This window comes from uncultured Methanobrevibacter sp. (genome assembly GCF_900314615.1).
In the GTDB taxonomy this organism is placed as follows: domain Archaea; phylum Methanobacteriota; class Methanobacteria; order Methanobacteriales; family Methanobacteriaceae; genus Methanocatella.
Window position 1 is genome coordinate 36,980 of the sequence record NZ_OMWA01000013.1, and the last position, 18,743, is coordinate 55,722.

An 18,743-nucleotide genomic window follows, 5' to 3' on the forward strand; every position below is an offset into this window, starting at 1 on the left:
TGAGAATTTTTGAGTTAAATTTTTCAATTTAACTCTCTTTTTTTCCCTTTTTTAGGAGTTTAAAAATGAATAAACAAAGATTACTGAAATTTTTAGGTAAAAAAATTGTCCGATTTGTAATCTTGCTTATTTTTGTCATATTATTAAGTTTCTTACTGCTCGACTTATCACCTATCAATCCCGTGAAAACATATATCAGTAATGTCGTAATATCTCAAGACCAAATTGCTGCTCTGGAAGCTTATTGGGGAGTAAACGAACCAATAACAAACAAAATGGCAAATTGGTTAGGAAATGTTTTGCAGGGAAATATGGGAAATTCATTAATTTTTAGAGTACCTGTAATGGACGTGATTATAGAACGTTTTACTGCATCACTTGTATTGATGTTATCCTCATGGGCATTTTCAGGAATTTTAGGATTTTTATTAGGAGTAGTGGCAGGATTTAAGAAAGACACAATAATTGACAAAGCAATAAAAGTTTACTGTTATGTTTTACAATCAGCACCGACATTTTGGATTGCATTAATTATACTCATGGTGTTCAGTATTTATCTCGGATGGTTCCCAACAGGACTGGGAGTTCCAATCGGTACATTAAGTGAAAATGTATCATTTTGGGATTGGTTGAATCGTTTAATATTGCCGATGCTTACTTTAAGTATCGTTGGAGTCGCTTCAATTGCATTATATACCCGAGACAAACTAATTGATGAAATGAATAGTGATTATTTTTTATTTGCAAAAGCAAGAGGTGAAAGTGGTTGGAATTTAATTAAAAGACACGGAATAAGAAATATTTTGCTCCCTGCAATCACATTACAATTTTTAGGATTTTCCGAATTATTCGGTGGTGCAGTTTTAGTGGAACAAATATTTACATATCCTGGAATTGGACAAGCTGCAGTTTCAGCAGGTCTTAGAAGTGATGTTCCTCTGCTTTTAGGAATTGTAATTTTCAGTGCAATATTCGTTTATTGCGGAAATTTAATAGCAGACATTTTATACAATTTCGTTGACCCAAGAATTAAGGAAGGTGAAGATGATGGCTAATTCAAATAATGGACCTAGTATATATAATCCCTTTGCAAAAATGAATTTGAGAACCAAAACATTATTGACCATAGGATTATCCGTTTTTATTTTAGTTATAGTGGTCATATCCAGTTTCTTTATTAATTCTGCAGATATAACAACCAATTTTCAAGCTATGAACAAACCTCCTTCATTTGAGCATTTATTCGGTACTGATTGGATGGGAAGAGACATGTTTACCCGTACATTAAAAGGATTAGGACTAAGTGTTCAGATTGGTGCAGGAGCATCAATATTAAGCAGCATCATTGCAATTGCTTTAGCATTCTTAGGAAGTATGAATAAACATCTGGATAGCTTTATGTCTTGGTTAATTGACCTATTCCTATCAATTCCACATATATTATTAATAATATTAATATCAATAGCACTGGGCGGAGGAGCATTCGGTGTAACTATGGGTGTTGCTATTACACACTGGACCTCACTAGCAAGAGTGTTAAGAGCTGAAATAAAACAAATCCAAACATCAGATTATGTAAAATTGTCTGAAAGATTTGGAAAATCTAAATTATGGATTGCGAGAAAACAAATTTTACCATTGGTTACAACACAAATCATTGTAGGAACAATATTGATTTTCCCACATGCAATTATGCACGAAGCAAGCGTGACATTTTTAGGATTCGGCCTATCACCTCATGAACCTGCAATCGGGATAATCCTGTCTGAATCTATGAAATATCTTGCAACAGGTAACTGGTGGTTAGCACTGTTCCCAGGATTGGCATTATTAATATTAGTATTATTATTCGATATTGCCGGAGAAAACATTAAAAAGATACTCGATCCAACCAGTGCTAATGAATAGGGTGATAACATGGAGAAATTATTAGATGTTGAAAACGTTTCAATTTCATTTATACAATACACTCAAGGTTTAAATCAAAGAGACCTAAAAGTTATCACTGATTTAACATTAGACATATCCGAAGGTGAAATTTTAGCAGTATTAGGTTCAAGCGGATCTGGAAAAAGTCTACTTGCACATGCAATATTCGGAATATTGCCTGAAAATGCTAACCTGAATGGAAAAATAAAATACAATGGAAAAGAGTTATCTCAAAAAGACAAGGAAGAAATCAGAGGAAAAGAAATTGCATTAATTCCTCAATCAGTAAATTTCCTTGACCCATTAATGAAAATTTCAGATCAGGCAATTGGACAGACAGAAAATGATGAAGAGAAAAAATCAAAAAAGATTAAACAAAGAGAAATCTTCGAACATTACAATCTTGGCCCAGAAGTCGACGAAATGTATCCGTTCCAACTTTCAGGAGGAATGGCCAGAAGAGTGCTGGTATCAACAGCACTACTATCAAACCCAAAACTAGTTGTAGCAGACGAACCAACCCCCGGACTCGATGAAAAAACAGTCCAGGAAACACTTAACCATTTCAAACACATGAAGGAAGACGGAGTAGGCGTGCTTTTAATCACTCACGACATCCATGCTGCATTGGAAATCGCAGACAGGATAGGAATATTCTACTCAGGATATGTAATAGAAATAGCGGAAAACAAAGACTTCTCAGGTGAAGGAGAAAATTTACTGCACCCATACACAAAAGCACTATACAAAGCACTTCCTGCAAACGGATTTGAACTAACAAAAGGCCATCAGCCACTGCATGGAGAAATTCCACAAGGTTGTCCATACTATGACAGATGCGAAATGCACTTTGACAGATGCAAACAGGAAAGGCCTCAACTAATCGACCTAGGAAACAAAAAAGTAAGATGTTTTAAATATGAAGAAGGTGTTGAAAATGGAACTTAAAGGATCGAATATTTCATATAAATACCCATCAGCTAAAGAATACATCTTAAAGGATATTGACATACATATGTCCAATGACAAAATCATAGGTTTTATTGGAGACAGCGGTAGCGGAAAGTCGACATTATGCAAAATATTGGCAGGTCATATCAATAATTTTGAAGGCAGAGTAACACTTGATGGAAACGAACTGCCCAAAAAAGAATTCTGTCCCGTCCAACTAATTTTCCAGCACCCTGAAAAAGTGATGAATCCTAAATGGAAAATGAAAAATGTCCTGGAAGAATCCTGGAATGTGGATGATGAATTACTCTCTGAGTTTGGTATTCAAAAATCATGGATGACAAGATTTCCCCAAGAGCTTTCAGGAGGAGAATTACAAAGATTCTCAGTACTTAGGGCATTAAATCCAAAAACAAAATTTTTAATAGCTGACGAAATGACAACAATGCTCGATGCAATCACACAAGTGCAAATCATAGATTCAGTATTGAAAATAGTTAAACAAAGAAAAATGGGATTTTTACTTGTAAGTCATGACCGAGACCTTGTAAATACAATCTGTGATGATATAATCTATTTGAAAGATATTAATGGTGTTTAATCATTAATATCTATTAATTTTTTAATCTGCCAGTCGGCCCAGACCATAGTAATATTATTTGATACAACTTCACCTAGAACGATACCCATCCAGGCTCCCCAAACACCATAACCTAAAACAACACCTAAGAGCACTGCAAAAAATATTGTAAAACCTGTTTCTCTTAAAATTGTCTGAAACATTGCCGTTATTCCCTTACCTATACCCTGGAAAACATAGGTTGACGCCACACCTACAGCCATTGTAGGATAATAAATCACAATCCACGCCAAAAAGCTTGTCAATTCAGGCAGAATTCTGGTACTGCTTCCGGATGAAGCGAAAATGCCTGCAATATCTCCTGCAAAGACATTTGTCAAAACCATTACACCAACAGAGATAACTATTGAAACTTTCATTGCATACCTGTGAGCAATCTGAATGTTTTTGTAGTTTTTTGCCCCGTAATTGGCTGCAATTACACTTATTAAAGCTGTTCCAATAGCTAAAAGGGGAGTTGTTCCGATTGTCACTATTCTCCAGCCGGTCGAGTAAACCGCAACAGAATCTGTTGAACCGACATATGTTAAAAGCGCTGAGAAAACTGCAGCAAAAAATGCGTTGTTTAAAAGCTGAACGCTTGCAGGAATTCCCACTTTAACAATATCTGTTGAAATATCTCTTTTAAAGTTGAAATTGGCTAATGTGGGATGTAAAAATGTGTCCTTTTTAATATAAAACCAGTAAATCAATATTGCAATTACAAATACTGCAGATATCAGTGTTGCATATGCTGCCCCTTTTACGCCCAGATTGAATGTGTAGATAAAAATAGGGTCCAGAATCATGTTTAATACAGCAGATGCAATCATTGCATACATGGGCCTTGTTGTATCACCTTCCCCTCTGAAAATGCCGTAAAGAGCATTTGACAATATAATGAGTATTGACCCCAGAATGATTATTACTCCATAATCAGTTGCATAATTAATGGTTTGGCCAGCACCCATTGCATTCAATATGGGATTTAGAAAAACAAGCAAAATTACTGTAATTATAATAGAAATGATAATGTCAATTAAAATAGAGTGAATTGAAGCATTGTCCGCCTTGATTTTGTTTTCCTCACCAACATATTTTGATATTGCAAAAGCTGCTCCTGAGCCCAGACCATTTCCGAATCCTACCAGAATCATGAATATCGGCGTGAAAAATCCAACTCCCGCTAGAGCATCTGCACCGAGTCCTGATACCCATGCCGCATCAATGAGATTATAAAAACTAGTGATAAGCAATGAAACGATTAATGGGATTGACATTTTTATTAATGCTTTTTTAGGATTTCCAAGCATTACATCCACATTATCCAAACTATCATTACCCAACATCAACTAATAGTTAAAATTTATTCAGATATAAAGTTAATTGTTTAAAAAAAGTTAAAAAGAGAATAGTTGAAACTATTCTTTTTTCTCTACATAGATTTCCTGTTTGTTATCAAAGTTTGCATCATAAACAATGTCTTCAGCGTTTTCTTTCATGTCCTGGAATGTTTCTTCTGCATCTTTTTTAGCAGAGATTACTCCAGCCATGCCTTTTGTAGCTAAGTCTTTTGTGGTTTTGGATTTTAATACGTAAGCACCGATAAGACCTGCTGCAATACCGCCTGCAAAGAGCAGTGCATGTTTATGTTGTTTTACAAAAGGTCTGATTTGATCATCAATAGCCATAATAACACTCCCGTTGATTAAAATCTATTTTTTGGATTTTTTGGATTTTTTAGAAGCTTTAGGTTTTTCTTCTTCCTCTTCTTCTACATCTTCAGCTTCTATTTCAATTTCAACTTTGTCTTCATCTTCAAGTTGTGCTTCTGCATCTGCTTTAATTTCATCAAGCCTGTCTTCAGCATCCTGTTTTACAGCCATAACTCCTGCAACAGCATTGGTAGTTGCTTCTTTAACAGTTTTTGATTCCAATATTTTTTTACCTACTACTGCAGTTGCTACTCCAGCTGCGAAAATTAAAAGTTCTTTATTTTGTACTGCTTGATCTAATATTTTTCTGTATGTCATGTAATCACCCATATAATTATTTAGGTATTCCTAAATATTTATACTTAACTTTTAAGCTCAGCACGAAAAGATATCAAATATTTTTTAATCTAACCTAAATTTTTAAATTGAAATTAAGTAATATTACTTAATATAACCTTAAATAAAATCTAGTATATAAATTAATCGGTTTAAAAAGCTTTTTTAGGCTTATCAAAGAATAAATATTTAGTTACACCAAATTTAAGCATGTCTAAATTCTTTTAAAATTTAGCAATGCAAAAAAAAATAAAATAGTATTAGAACAGTGGGTCTTTCACCATTCCAATTCTAAATGAATTCAATATAACCAGTAAAGTTAAACCCAAGTCTCCAAAACCTACAGACATCATCAGTGTGATAATACCGAGAATCGCAAGTACCACACATAATAATTTAACTGCAATAGCTACAGAAATATTCTGTTTGATGATTCCCATTGTTTTATGAGACAATGAGAAGAGATATGGAAGTTTGGAGATATCATCCTGCATCAGTGCAACATCAGCAGTTTCAATAGCTACATCAGAACCTGCAGCACCCATTGCAATACCTATATTTGCACGTGCCAGAGCAGGAGCATCGTTGATCCCGTCACCGACCATAGCAACATCACCGAATTTGTTTCTGATAGTATCCAGAATATTCAATTTGTCTTCAGGCATCAGATCAGAGTAAACATAATCCATTCCAATTTCATTCGCTACGCTTTTTGCGGCTATCTTATTATCTCCGGTGAGCATTACAGTTTTAACGCCTTGCTGTTTCAAGTCTTTAATTACTTCATGAGCATTTGATCTGATTTTATCAGATACTGTAATGATTGCCAGCACTTTTTCAGCATTACCTACAAATACAATGGTTTTACCTTCAGCAGAGTATTTATTGATTTCATCCCTTGAAATATCAAAGCTTGACCCTTCAATTAAAGACTCATTAGCCGCATAGTATTCATTGCCGTTAATGTTTGCAACAATACCTTTACCCGGAACATTTCTGAACTCTTCGATTTCAGCAAACGGAATGTCATTCATTGTTGCATAGTTTACAATTGCCTGTGCAATAGGATGTGAAGAGTTATGTTCCAGTGATGCTGCAATTTCAATGATGTCCTCTTTGGAGTAGCTTTCATCCAATACTTCAACATCACTTAAAACCAGTTTTCCTTCTGTTAATGTACCGGTCTTATCAAATATTACAGCTTTAACGCCACGCATTTCTTCAACATATGTACTTCCCTTAATCAGTACCCCATTTTTGGTAGCTGAGGTAATAGCGGAAACCATTCCCACAGGAGTTGAAATCAGGAATGCACAAGGACATGAAATTACCAAGAGTGAAAGAGCCTTATAAACCCAGTCAGTTAAAGGCTGAGCGAATAGGACAGGAGGAATCAGTGCAACGCATAATGCTGCAACCATCATGACCGGAGTGTAATATTTTGCAACCTTTTCAACAAGTGATTCAGTTTCAGACCTGTTGAGCTGAGATCTTTTAACCAAAGTAACGATTTTGGAGATAACTGAATCTTTTGCCTTTTTAGTTACAACAATTTCCAGATAACCATCAACGTTAACTGTTCCTGAAAATACCTCATCACCTACTTCTTTTAAGACAGGAACACTTTCACCAGTGATTGAAGCCTGGTTAATACTTGATGAGCCTGAAATAACATGACCGTCAAGAGGAACTTTATCTCCCGGCCTTACAATAACAATATCACCAATATTTACATCATCAACTTTTCTTTCAACTTCAGAATCCCCTACTTTAACTTTAGCGGTTTCAGGAGCAATTTCAACAAGGGATTTAATTGAACGTTTTGCCCTGTGTTCTGCATAGTCTTCAAGGAATTCCGCAATATAATACAAGAATGTTACAGCCGCACCTTCTTCAGGATGTCCGATTATAAATGAAGCAACACATGCAATACACATCAGCATTGCAGGACCGACAGTGTGCCTTTTGACTAATGATTTATATGCCATGATAGCTATTTCATAACCTGCAATCAAAGCACCAATCATGAAAATTACAGTCACTAATGTTGGATTGAATGATAAGAATTCCAGAATATGACCTGCTGCAAAACAAATACCGCTTGCAACGATGATTTGAATAGGCCTGTTGGAGATTAATGGTTTTCCTTCAGCCAATAGTTCTTCTTCCTCATCGTCGTCATCGTCATCACCTGCACAGTCAGGACAGCCACAAATACTTATATTAACGTCATCATCATCGTGGTCGTGGCAGCTGCAATCCGGGTCTGAACAGGTGTCTTTTTCCTCATGATGATGTTCATGGTCATGACAACCACAATCAGGATCACTACAAGAATCTTCTTCCTCATGCTCATGATGATGCTCATGCTCATCATGCTCATGGTCATGACAACCACAATCAGGATCAGAACAAGAATCTTCTTCCTCATGCTCATGATGATGCTCATGCTCATCATGCTCATGGTCATGACAACCACAATCAGGATCACTACAAGAATCTTTTTCTTCATGTTCGTGGTGATGATGCTCATGGTCGTGGTCGTGGTCATCAGCACAATCAGGACAGCCGCAAATGCTTATGTCAACATCTTCATCATAGTCAATTTCTTCTCTGTGGTCGTATACGCTTAAATCAGTTTTTTCCTGATATTCCCTTAATATCTGCTTATCATAATGATTAGAATTTGTACAGTGAATTTCATCACAATTTGGATCGAAACAGATGTAATTGTAATGTTCGGGATTGTGGCAGTTTTCATCTGCACAATCTGCATCATAACATCTATTTTCAGCCATATTATCACCAATTAAAAATTATTCTAATATATGTTCCAAACCTACTTTGTAAATCATTTCAATATGAAGGTCTGCAAGGGAATATCTTGCCATTTTACCTTCTTTCTGGTATTTTACAACATTGTTTGCACGAAGTATTCTTAACTGATTTGAAACAGTGGTCTGATTTAAATCAAGTGCTTCACAAATATCGCAAACACATAAATCTTCCAGACAAAGCAGGGAAATAATTTTTAATCTTGTTGGATTTCCAAATATTTTGAAAAACTCTGAAAGCTCAGCAAATTCAGTTTCATCAGGTATGCGTTCTTTTACACGTTCAACAACATCTTCATGAGAGTTGAAGACTTCACACATATCTTCATTGTTGTTTTCAAGATTATTATTTTCCATATTCATCACATATATTATATATTTACATATTATGATATGTTTATGTATTTAAATGTTTTCATATCATGATATTGTGATATGTTAATGAAAAAAAATAAAAAAGTAATTGATTATTCTTTTACAACACCGATCAATGTACCATCAATAATCTTATCGAAATTAACCTTTTCGGGCCAACCTGCCTTGCAGAACATGTCCATATAGCACACACCAATTATCCGGCCATCTTCTTTTAAGATATCATCAATCAGTGCATTCAGCTCATCTGTGTCGACATCATATTTAGGCATTGCCAATCCTCCCAAAAGAACTACAACATCTGAATCCTTCGGATTTGATACTTCATCATTTAAAACCATAGCATATGATTTCAGTTCAAACTGATGGCAGTCATCAATATTAAGCAAAGGAATGAAATGTGTTTGCTTATCCCTAACAGCATAAGCCATGAATTCTGCAAATGGCGTACAGACACCAGGAGAGCCAATGAATGTAATCTTTTCAACATCACCAACTTCCTTTTTGAATGTGGCCAGCTGGCCGTTCAAACCTTTCCATTCATATATGTCTTCCATGAAAATCACCTCAATAATAATATTTATTTTTAAATCTAATATAGATTAATCGCAGAAAAACATCGATTTGTAAAAATATTTATATGTATAAAATATCAAACTAAATTTATACTAAGTTATTTAGAATAAATTAATACTAATTTATGAGACATTATTAACTTAAGGTATGTGAGTTAAATGAAAAGAACTAAAAAACTGATCATAGCTATATTACTGGTTGTTCTTATTGGATTGTTAACTATGATTGCAGGAGCATTGTTCCTGAGCGGTCCTGATTTAACACAAGAAAGTAAGAATATATTGGTATTAGCATCAGATAAGACTGAACAGCCTAATGGTGCAGTAGATATGGGATTTATGGTTCGTTTAGAAAACGGGTCTCTTAAAAACTACACCCCAGTTTATCCTGGAGGAATGTCCCACCCATCACAGCCGGCACCCGGAGGAATAGGTGGTCGGATGATGCTTCACGATTGTCTATGGGACGGAACACAACAAGGTATGGAGTATGCAAAAGAAATTGTTGAAGCAAACACAGGAATGCATGCTGATGCAGTAGTTGTTGTTTACGATGAAGGTTTAGATAACATTATCGATTCAATCAGACCACTTTACGTTGATGGTGAAGTAAGCAACCTAAGTGCAACCGACCTTGTTCGTTCAAATGATGCATATAACGGTTATGCAGGTAATGAAAATGTTCAAGGAAACATGTCAAGAGGAGATTCAGTAATGGTACTCGTTAAAGCTCTTGTAAATGTTACAAAAGACCCTGAAAAGAAAAATACCATGATTAATCAGGCTTTAAAAGAATATTCCAACGGAAACATTTTAATGGAACCTCAAGGTTCATTTGCTAGATTACTTGCAACCAAAGGTATTGAACGACTATCTTAAAATTATTCATCTTTAAAGAATAACCTATTCTTTAAAGAACTTTTTTTATTTATCTTAATTTAATCAACATCCTTTAATGCTTCGACCATATCCAAATCACTTATTTTATCTGAAAAGAGAAGATTAACACCAATTGATATTGCAAATGTTATCACTGCAGTAAGTATCAGGTTTCCTAAAGTCAGAGACGGCACATAATAAAGAGAATCACCTGCAGCATTAAGCATAAGAGTCATGAAATAGAATCCCAACGGTATTCCTAAAAGATATCCTATAGCCGTAAATATTAGATTTTGGGTTAAAAGCAGTTTTCTTAATACGTTTGTTTTAAATCCAAGTACTTTCAGTGTTGCAATTTCCCTTTCCATTTCTGTAAATGACAGGATACCTAAATTATAGATGACAAGAACTGCCAATATTACTGCAACAACTGTTACGACATATACCATCATCATTACAGATGCAGTCATCACATCCCAGCTTTCGACCATTTTATCCTTGCTGGTTACTGATTTGATGGAATCATATTTCTCCCTGAACATATCAGGTGTGATGATATTGGTCGGAGTGAAGTCAATTCCCTGGTCTTCAAGAGTATCCGGAGACATGATTAAACCCTGAGATATAGGTTCTGCATGAATCTGACCTATTTTTGAGCTGACCCATGTATCATTTCCAACAATATGCCAGCGGATTGTATCACCAATAGATAAATCAAACTTATCTGCAAGTTTTTGGGATATCGATACATCACCTTCCCTGATTTCAATCGGATTTCTGTTGCTGTCAGTATATGATATCAGATCGCTATCGTTTGTGGCCAGAAGCGTTACCGTATCTTCCAAATCATTTGCTTTCATCTCAATCGATTGCTGCATGATAAAACTGCCGTTAGTGTCATTTAAAATATAGTACAACTCCAAGGGATTTGCATTGTTGGAAAGCTGTAGTTTTGCTGCATAATGAACTATATCGTCATATTCCCATGACTCCAGTTCTTCCAGACTGTCGTTCATTCCAAATGCCGCAATTAAAAGTGCAACACACCCCATAACACCAACAATTGCCATCAGTGCACGAAATTTATTTCTTCTTGCATCTCTCCAGTTCCAGCGAAGATTGAAATTGAGATGATTCCATATTCTTGATTTTTCTATAAGAGATTTTGAAGAAACATTCGGAGGCTTTGGCCTCATAGTATTTGCAGGATTTTCCTTTGATATTCTCCTGCATGAAACATAGGTAACCAGAACTGACAATATCACCAGCGCCGCTGCAATATAGATAAAACTCATATCAAAACCGGGCTGCCAGACAGGCAAACTGAAACGGTTTGTCATTGTCGGATAAAACATCTGCGGAATTATCATAGGCCCTGTTATTAAACCTAAAACAGAACCTGCCAGGACAGGCCAGAACGCATAGGATATGAAATGCAGAATTATAGTGCTGTCCTTAAAGCCCACCGCTTTTAAAATACCTATTTGAGTACGCTGATGGGCAACAATCCTGGTCATAGTTGTCAGAAGTGTCAGGAATGTAACCAAAACAAATACAATCGGAAAAACATCCCCTATCATTTTGTGCTGTGCCATTTCATTTGCGAAATTGGATATGCTCAGATGATCTTCCTGTCTGGTAAATGAGAGATAATCAACAGAGCCGTCAAGTTTGTCCTGAAATTCCTTATCTGAAATGTCATATTTAACCAGAATAGTATCATATTCTAGATTGCCCGGAAAAGCATCACTGGAAAGATATGCAAAACCGATCTGTGAGAAATCAGGTATAAGAGAACTTGGAGAAACTTCATAGATATATTCCGGAGAATAGCCTATACCTTTAATCTCCTTTTCGATTTTTTCACCATCAAATTCAAAAGAGATTTTATCTCCAACATGCAAGTCTCTCGCATCGGCAAATCTCTTATCCATCCATACTCCCGAATCATCTGATGCATCGAAGTCTTTACCTTCTGTAGAATAAAACTTTGAAATCGTTCCGTTTTCTATAAAATGCAGCGTAATATCAGGACTGTTTTCCATATCTGCAACAGATTGAACGACCTGCTGTCGGTCAGTCTGTGTTGAAAATTCACTTATCTCATCAATTGATGCTTTATCAAAATCAGTACCTTGAATCCAGCCGTCAGCCAGATTGGTTTGGGCATAATAATCAGAGGAAGCCTGTTCAAGACCATAATATTCGGCATAGATTCCACTGTATGCGAAGATGCCTATAAATGCCATTAGGAATATGGCAATAAACTGTGTTTTGTTGATTTTTATATCCCTCAGCATTTTCTTAGACAGCGACATATTAATATATAAGAAAATGAAAATTTAAAAAGTTAACTAGATAGCCTAAACACTGAATTAAATTAATGTTAAATAGAAACAGTTGAAAATAATTGCATGACTTTTACTTTAACATCAATGATTTGGAAAATTTAATCTGAATGAACCTGGGGATATATATGCACGACTTGAATTTAAAGTGAAAATTGAAATATCAGATGTTAAAGTTAAAAAAATAAAAAAAGAGAATGTGAAATCAAATTATTTTCACACCCCATTTACCTAAATATAAACCGGATACCCATAATAATAGAAACATATAATATTGGTATAACTTAATTTAAGTTTGCCAGTATAAGTTTTCTTGTAATACTGGCTATCCCCATTGTATTTAACAGTATATTTTATTGTTGTATCCTTAAGAGGAATTGTAACTGTAAAACTCACATAACCCGAAGAATCCGTTTTGGCAGTGTAGGTTTTCTTATTAAAAGTTAAAGTAACCTTTTTATTTTTCAAAGCATTGTTGTAATTATCTTTCAGGTAAATTGAGAAACTTTTTTTAGTTACAGCATGATAAATTATTGTTTTACTAGGATCTGTAAATTTAACCTTGAATTTATCTACAACAAGTTTGCCTGAATATGTTTTTGCACTGTTTGCATTATCCCCTGCAAATTTAACCTTATAGTTATATTTATTCTTCTTGTTTGGAAGTTTAATCTTAAATGTTGCAATACCCTTGGAGTCTGTCTTGGCATTATAGTTTTTACCGTTGATTGACAATGTAACATATTTTGATTTTAAAACCTTATTGTTAGAAGTTTTTAAAGCAATCTTGAAGGTTCTTTTGGATGATGAATAGCTAACCTGTTTGGTTGGACTTGCAAACTTCACAGCATTTTTACCAACAGCAATTGTCTTGGTAAATGAGCTTGCATTGTTATATTTATCCCCTAAGAACTTTCCAGTAATTTTATATGAACCGGATTTTGCAGGAGATATTGTAAATGATACTGCACCGTCTGAATCTGTTTTTGTATTGACAGTTTTCCCATCACATGTATAGCTGACATCCGCATTGGATACAGGATTACCGTCTGAATTTTTAAGAACAAATGTAAATGTAGCTGAATTCGGATATGCTTTTACATTAGGATTGTTTGTTGTAAAATATGTATTCCTGTAGATGCCGTCAGACTCTATGTTATCCTCCTGAACGTTGATTGTCGCCTCATTGGCTATTTCAGACCCATAACTTGCTACATTGTTTAATAGCTGATTTCCAGAAAATACATAAATTACAGCATAATCAATATTGTTTATTACAGCTCCATCCTCAGCACTATTGTCCTCAAAATAGTTGTTTGTAATTTTGGATATTGAACCGTCATCCCAATTATCTATTACTCCACCATATTCGGCACTATTGGATATGAACCTGTTTTTAGTAATTGTTCCAATATTACCGCTGTTTTCAATCACTCCACCCCAATATGCATAATTGTCCGTAAAGTTACTGTTTGAAATTTCATTTATATCTCTATAATTTACGATGGCTCCGCCGGAAGTTTCCTCACTACCATCCTCAGCAGTATTTCCAATGAAATTGCTGTTGGTAATTTTAGTTATGGTACCATAGTTATAGATTGCACCACCGCAGGCCTCATCAGTATTTCTTATGAAACTGCATGCTGAAATCTCATATATGTGGCTGCATGATGATAAAACATCTATAGCCCTACAGTCATTATCAACAAAATTACAGTTGATTATACGACTATGACCCTCATAACTGTCCTCTTCTTCAACATCCCATGCGATACATCCTCCATCACCATAACATTTGTTGAAATTACATCCATTTATATATCCCAGACCTCCGGTCCAGTATATTGCACTGCCTTCATCAGAATAACATTTTTCAAAAATACAATTTTTTAAATTACCGGAGTCACCATTCCAATGAATAGCTCCACCATTATCACTATCTCCGTTTAAAAACTTGACATTACTGATTACAACATTATCTGCATTAACAGTAAATACATGTGAAAGTCCTTTTGCATCTAAAGTATGACCATTACCGTCAATGGTTAATGACTTATCAACAGTGATTGCATCTCCAGACCCAACATAATCCTTTGAAAGCAGTATTTTATCACCACTTTCAGCATTGTCTATTTCCTCCTGAATATAATAGAAATCATCATCGTCAGGCATCATGCTTAAAGCATCACTCTGATTTTGAGAAACTATATCCTGAGAGGTTTCGTTTATATCCTGAGCCGAAATGCAAGATAATCCTGCGAAAACCATTAACATTAAAAAAAGCAATGCTAATAATTTGAATTTGCTAAATTTCATTTAAACACCTCTTTATGATAATATAAGGTTTATTATCATCACATTATAAAGATATGCATAAAGAATTTTCTTTATACAATAAATGAAATCAGATAACACATCATAATCATAATTGGCTTTTTTAATTATCATAAACTGATATTGTGCAAATTCCACATTTAACTGAAAAAAAGAAATAAAAGAAGAAAATTGAGTTATAATATAAATACTTATGATTAAATCATAAGCAAATCTCAATTTTCAAATCATCAAGAAATTAATAGGAATCAATCAATTCCTGAAAAAGCAAAACAGTATCATCAACGCTCATTTCAGCCTTTTTGCTTACCTCTTCAAGATTTGATTCCCATAGAGAAATTTTGCCCATTGGAGTGACTAAAAACTTGAATTTATGGTTTTTCTTCACAAGATCTGTTTTAAGCAAAGGATATGCATTGAGCAAATCCATATATTTTGACTCCGCTGTAACTTCCACCATGACATCACCTTAAATAATAATTTAAATTAAATGTTTTTAAAGATTTTGTCACTTAATGAGTGTTAAAAAGGGAAAATAGAAATTATTCCCCACTTTTTAATGACTCAACCATGTCCAGCTTTTTGATTTTGCGTGAAAACATCAGATTCACAAGTATTGACAATGCAAATGTTATTACGGCAGTCAATATGAAGTTTGAAAGAGATATTGACGGCAGGATATAGAATGAATCTCCGGATGACTCCCACATTATCGCCAGAATAACATAACCTACAGGCAGACCCAATATGAATCCGGCAGCTGTAAACCATAAGTTCTGTGTCAGTAGCAAGCGTCTGAGAAAACCACTTTTAAATCCTAAAACCTTAAGTGTTGCAATTTCCCTTTCGATTTCTGTAAATGACAGCAGTCCCAAGTTGTAAAGAACAATAATCGCCAGAAGACTTGCAAAGAATATCAGAATGTATATCAAAAGCCACATTGATTCAGTAAGCTCATCCCAGCTGGAAGTCATATCTTTCAGTGAACTGGCGGCTTTAACACCATCATAGCTTTGATTTACATGTTCGGCTGTTACTATGCTTGTTGGAGTATAGTTAAGGTCCAGGTCTTCCAGCTTATCTGCTGACATTATGAATCCCTGAGATATAGGATCTGCATGGATTTTATCTATTTTTGTTTTGACCCATTTGTCCGAACCCATTATATGCCATTTTACAGTATCTCCCACTTTAACGTCCAGCATATCAGCCATTTTTTGCGATATTGACACTTCCTCATCTTTAATGTCAACCTTATTCCAGTCGTAATCAGTCGGAGTTACAAGATCTGTGTTGTTAAGCACTGTCAGCGAACCTGATTTCTTTGCATCATCCGACTCTATTTCAATAGCTGACTCCATCAGCTTGTCACCGTTGACCGCTTTTGCCACGTCATCTATTTGAGCATCAGTTGCATTCTCTTCGACAACAAGTTTTGAGTCATAATGATTAATCTGATTGTATTCCCACTCCTTTAAATCGTTCATTCCATCATACATTCCGAATGCACATACAAGAAGTGCACTGCATCCTATTACCCCAATAATTGTCATCAGTGCCCTGAACTTATTTCTTTTTGCATCACACCAGTTCCAGCGAACATTAAATGACAGGCGTTTCCAGATTGGCAGTTTCTCTAAAAACCCTGATGTGGATACTTTAGGCACTTTCGGTCTTATTGTATCTGCCGGTTTTTCATCAGAAATGCTTTTGACTGAATAGTATGAAACGGCAAGTGACATCAGAACCATGAGAACTGCAACATATACAAAGTTCATGCTCCATGCAGGATTCCATGACGGCAGCTTATAGGTTGCGCTCATTGACGGATAGAACAGCTGAGGCAATGTCATAGGACCCAGAATTAAACCTAAAATGGAGCCTATCAACACCAGCCAGAAACCGTAGGAAATGTAATGCAGGATAATTGAACTGTTTTTAAATCCGCTGGCCTTTAAAATACCTATTTGTGTTCTCTGATGAGTAATTATTCTTGTCATTGTTGTTAAAAGAATCAGCATTGCAATAAGAATAAATACAACAGGGAAAATATCTCCCATCATCTTGTGCTGGTCCATCTCTTCTGAAAACTGGCTGACGCTTGAATGTTGTGACCTTTCAACAAATGAACTGTAATAGCCGTCGAGCTTATATGACAGAATATCATTGAAGTTTTCAGGTGTTCCGTCAAATTTAACCTCTAAAACGTTATATAAAATGTTATCGCCAGGATATGCATTATGTGAAAGATATGCAAAACCAATCTTGTTAAAGTCCGGAATTACAGAATATGATGATGCGTGATAGACATATTCCGGTGAATATCCAAGTCCCTTAATTTCCTTTTCGATTTTGTGGCCTTCGAATTAAAAGGTAATGTTGTCTCCTACTTTAAGGCCCTTTGCATCTGCAAAACTTTTATCAAGCCATACGCCATCTTCATCATTAATGTCCAGCTTTTCACCTTCAATCAGATAGAATTTTGATATGGTGTTGTTTTCTACAAAATGCAGTGTAATTTCCGGGTCATTGTCAAAGTCCCCCACCGATTCTACCACATACTGTCGCTCCATCTGTGTGGTCGGCCCTAATAAATCAACCTGCTCCATATAAATATCGTTAATTCCATAAGAATAAATCCATCCGTCGGCAAGGTTGGTTTCATTGTAAAAATCATTGACATTAACTTCAAGGCCTACTGATTCTCCTCCGACACCTGCAAAGACAAATACTCCTAAAAATGCCATTAAAAAAATAGATATAAATTGAGCTTTGTGCTTTGCGATGTCTCTCAACATCTTTTTGAAAAGCATACGCTCACCAGTCTAAATCAGTGACCTTCTGAGGATTTTCATTGATGACAATATTTTCTACCTGACCGTTTTTAATCCTGATTACCTTATCTGCAGCTTCAGCCAGGATTGCATTGTGAGTTACAATAACAACTGTAGTATTCTGGTTGTTGCTCATGTCCTGAAGCAGATTCAAGATTAAAACACCTGTTTTTGAATCGAGAGCACCGGTCGGTTCATCGCATAAAAGCATTGTAGGCTGTTTGGCAACTGCTCTTGCAATTGAAACTCTTTGCTGTTCTCCACCGGACAGCTGTGCCGGAAACTGATTTGCATGGTCTTTTAGGCCAACTGAATCCAATACATTCAAACCGTTGATATTGACATCTACAATATCCTTCATCAGCTCAACGTTTTCTAAAGCGGTCAGGTTAGGAATCAGATTGTAGAACTGGAAAATGAAACCAACATTCTTTGCCCTGTATGTAGTCAGCTGATTATCATTGAATGATTCAATATGATTGCCATTGACGATAATCTGACCAGAGGTAACAGAGTCCAAACCTCCTAAAAGGTTTAGAAGTGTTGATTTACCTGCACCTGACGGTCCAAGGATTACAACAAATTCTCCTTCATCAATTGTGAAGTTTACGTTATCCATAGCTTTTAAGATGTGATCACCGGATTTATATTCCTTGTTCACATCCTTAAATTCGATAATTGTACTCATTAATATTGCCTTCTTATTTTATTATTTTAATTGTTAGAATATATATTTTATTAAGTATTTGAACCACCCCATCCTATAGAGGATAGGGATTCCTGAATTATTTTCACTTAATAAGGTTAATTTAAGTATATTAGTCGAATAAGAAGAGATGATTACTCATCTCCCCTCTTCTAGGAACCGTACGTGTCCCTTTCAAGACATACGGCTCGAGCATAGTTTATAAGAAAAAAAACTATTATTATTGTTAGTTAACCATACAAACATTCAAATGGAGTTCTATTCCGATGATTTATAATATAATCTTCGTACTCCTCATCATACGGAGT

At 35.3% G+C, this 18,743-nt stretch carries 17 protein-coding genes; 5 read left to right on the forward strand and 12 right to left on the reverse strand.

Going from position 1 to position 18,743, the window contains the following annotated elements; translation table 11 throughout:
• The first annotated feature begins 65 nt into the window (after positions 1–65).
• The 4 genes from QZN33_RS05640 to QZN33_RS05655 are packed head-to-tail and all read left to right on the forward strand — an operon-like array spanning position 66 to position 3,481.
• Positions 66–1,055, forward strand: coding sequence for an ABC transporter permease (locus tag QZN33_RS05640; protein ID WP_296789975.1), 990 nt, complete (start codon positions 66–68; stop codon positions 1,053–1,055).
• Positions 1,045–1,908, forward strand: a complete 864-nt coding sequence (locus QZN33_RS05645) for an ABC transporter permease (protein ID WP_296789976.1) — start codon at positions 1,045–1,047, stop codon at positions 1,906–1,908. Before QZN33_RS05640 ends, QZN33_RS05645 begins: the two co-directional genes overlap by 11 nt.
• Positions 1,909–1,917: 9 nt before the next feature.
• Positions 1,918–2,877, forward strand: a complete 960-nt coding sequence (locus QZN33_RS05650) for an ABC transporter ATP-binding protein (protein WP_296789977.1) — start codon at positions 1,918–1,920, stop codon at positions 2,875–2,877.
• On the forward strand, positions 2,867–3,481 hold the full coding sequence (locus tag QZN33_RS05655; protein ID WP_296789978.1) for an ABC transporter ATP-binding protein: 615 nt from the start codon (positions 2,867–2,869) through the stop codon (positions 3,479–3,481). Before QZN33_RS05650 ends, QZN33_RS05655 begins: the two co-directional genes overlap by 11 nt.
• On the opposite strand, the gene QZN33_RS05660 is transcribed toward QZN33_RS05655, so the two are convergent.
• From QZN33_RS05660 to QZN33_RS05685, 6 genes are all read right to left on the reverse strand, one after another.
• On the reverse strand, positions 3,478–4,848 hold the full coding sequence (locus QZN33_RS05660; protein ID WP_296789979.1) for an MATE family efflux transporter: 1,371 nt from the start codon (positions 4,846–4,848) through the stop codon (positions 3,478–3,480). The two genes, QZN33_RS05655 and QZN33_RS05660, sit on opposite strands and share 4 nt — an antisense overlap.
• 72 nt (positions 4,849–4,920) lie before the next feature.
• Positions 4,921–5,190, reverse strand: coding sequence for a DUF6110 family protein (locus tag QZN33_RS05665; RefSeq protein WP_296789980.1), 270 nt, complete (start codon positions 5,188–5,190; stop codon positions 4,921–4,923).
• Between the two features lie 24 nt (positions 5,191–5,214).
• Positions 5,215–5,532, reverse strand: coding sequence for a hypothetical protein (locus tag QZN33_RS05670; protein WP_296789981.1), 318 nt, complete (start codon positions 5,530–5,532; stop codon positions 5,215–5,217).
• Between the two features lie 278 nt (positions 5,533–5,810).
• Entirely contained in the window at positions 5,811–8,348 is a 2,538-nt protein-coding gene (locus QZN33_RS05675; protein ID WP_296789982.1) for a cation-translocating P-type ATPase, read from the reverse strand.
• A gap of 18 nt (positions 8,349–8,366) precedes the next feature.
• The gene (locus QZN33_RS05680; RefSeq protein ID WP_296789983.1) at positions 8,367–8,741 is read right to left on the reverse strand and encodes a helix-turn-helix transcriptional regulator; all 375 of its coding nucleotides are present in this window, start codon (positions 8,739–8,741) and stop codon (positions 8,367–8,369) included.
• A gap of 110 nt (positions 8,742–8,851) precedes the next feature.
• Positions 8,852–9,316, reverse strand: coding sequence for a DUF2124 family protein (locus QZN33_RS05685; RefSeq protein ID WP_296789984.1), 465 nt, complete (start codon positions 9,314–9,316; stop codon positions 8,852–8,854).
• A gap of 177 nt (positions 9,317–9,493) precedes the next feature.
• Here QZN33_RS05685 and QZN33_RS05690 point away from each other — a divergent pair, with 177 nt between their 5' ends.
• Positions 9,494–10,213 (forward strand): DUF4012 domain-containing protein, encoded by a 720-nt coding sequence (locus tag QZN33_RS05690; protein WP_296789985.1) that lies wholly within the window; start codon positions 9,494–9,496, stop codon positions 10,211–10,213.
• A gap of 59 nt (positions 10,214–10,272) precedes the next feature.
• Here QZN33_RS05690 and QZN33_RS05695 read toward each other — a convergent pair whose 3' ends face one another.
• From QZN33_RS05695 to QZN33_RS05720, 6 genes are all read right to left on the reverse strand, one after another.
• On the reverse strand, positions 10,273–12,531 hold the full coding sequence (locus tag QZN33_RS05695; protein ID WP_296789986.1) for an ABC transporter permease: 2,259 nt from the start codon (positions 12,529–12,531) through the stop codon (positions 10,273–10,275).
• 261 nt (positions 12,532–12,792) lie between these two features.
• Entirely contained in the window at positions 12,793–14,877 is a 2,085-nt protein-coding gene (locus QZN33_RS05700) for an Ig-like domain-containing protein (protein ID WP_296789987.1), read from the reverse strand.
• A 256-nt stretch (positions 14,878–15,133) separates the two neighbouring features.
• Entirely contained in the window at positions 15,134–15,355 is a 222-nt protein-coding gene (locus QZN33_RS05705; RefSeq protein ID WP_296789988.1) for a hypothetical protein, read from the reverse strand.
• 82 nt (positions 15,356–15,437) lie between these two features.
• Positions 15,438–16,973 carry an ABC transporter permease gene (locus tag QZN33_RS05710; RefSeq protein ID WP_296789989.1) on the reverse strand — a complete coding sequence of 512 codons (1,536 nt, stop codon included), beginning with the start codon at positions 16,971–16,973 and terminating at the stop codon, positions 15,438–15,440.
• Positions 16,974–17,261: 288 nt separating this feature from the next.
• A complete protein-coding gene (locus tag QZN33_RS05715) occupies positions 17,262–17,708 on the reverse strand; it encodes a hypothetical protein (protein WP_296789990.1) in 447 nt (148 codons plus the stop codon).
• Positions 17,709–17,712: 4 nt separating this feature from the next.
• On the reverse strand, positions 17,713–18,417 hold the full coding sequence (locus QZN33_RS05720; RefSeq protein ID WP_296789991.1) for an ABC transporter ATP-binding protein: 705 nt from the start codon (positions 18,415–18,417) through the stop codon (positions 17,713–17,715).
• Positions 18,418–18,743 lie beyond the last annotated feature (326 nt).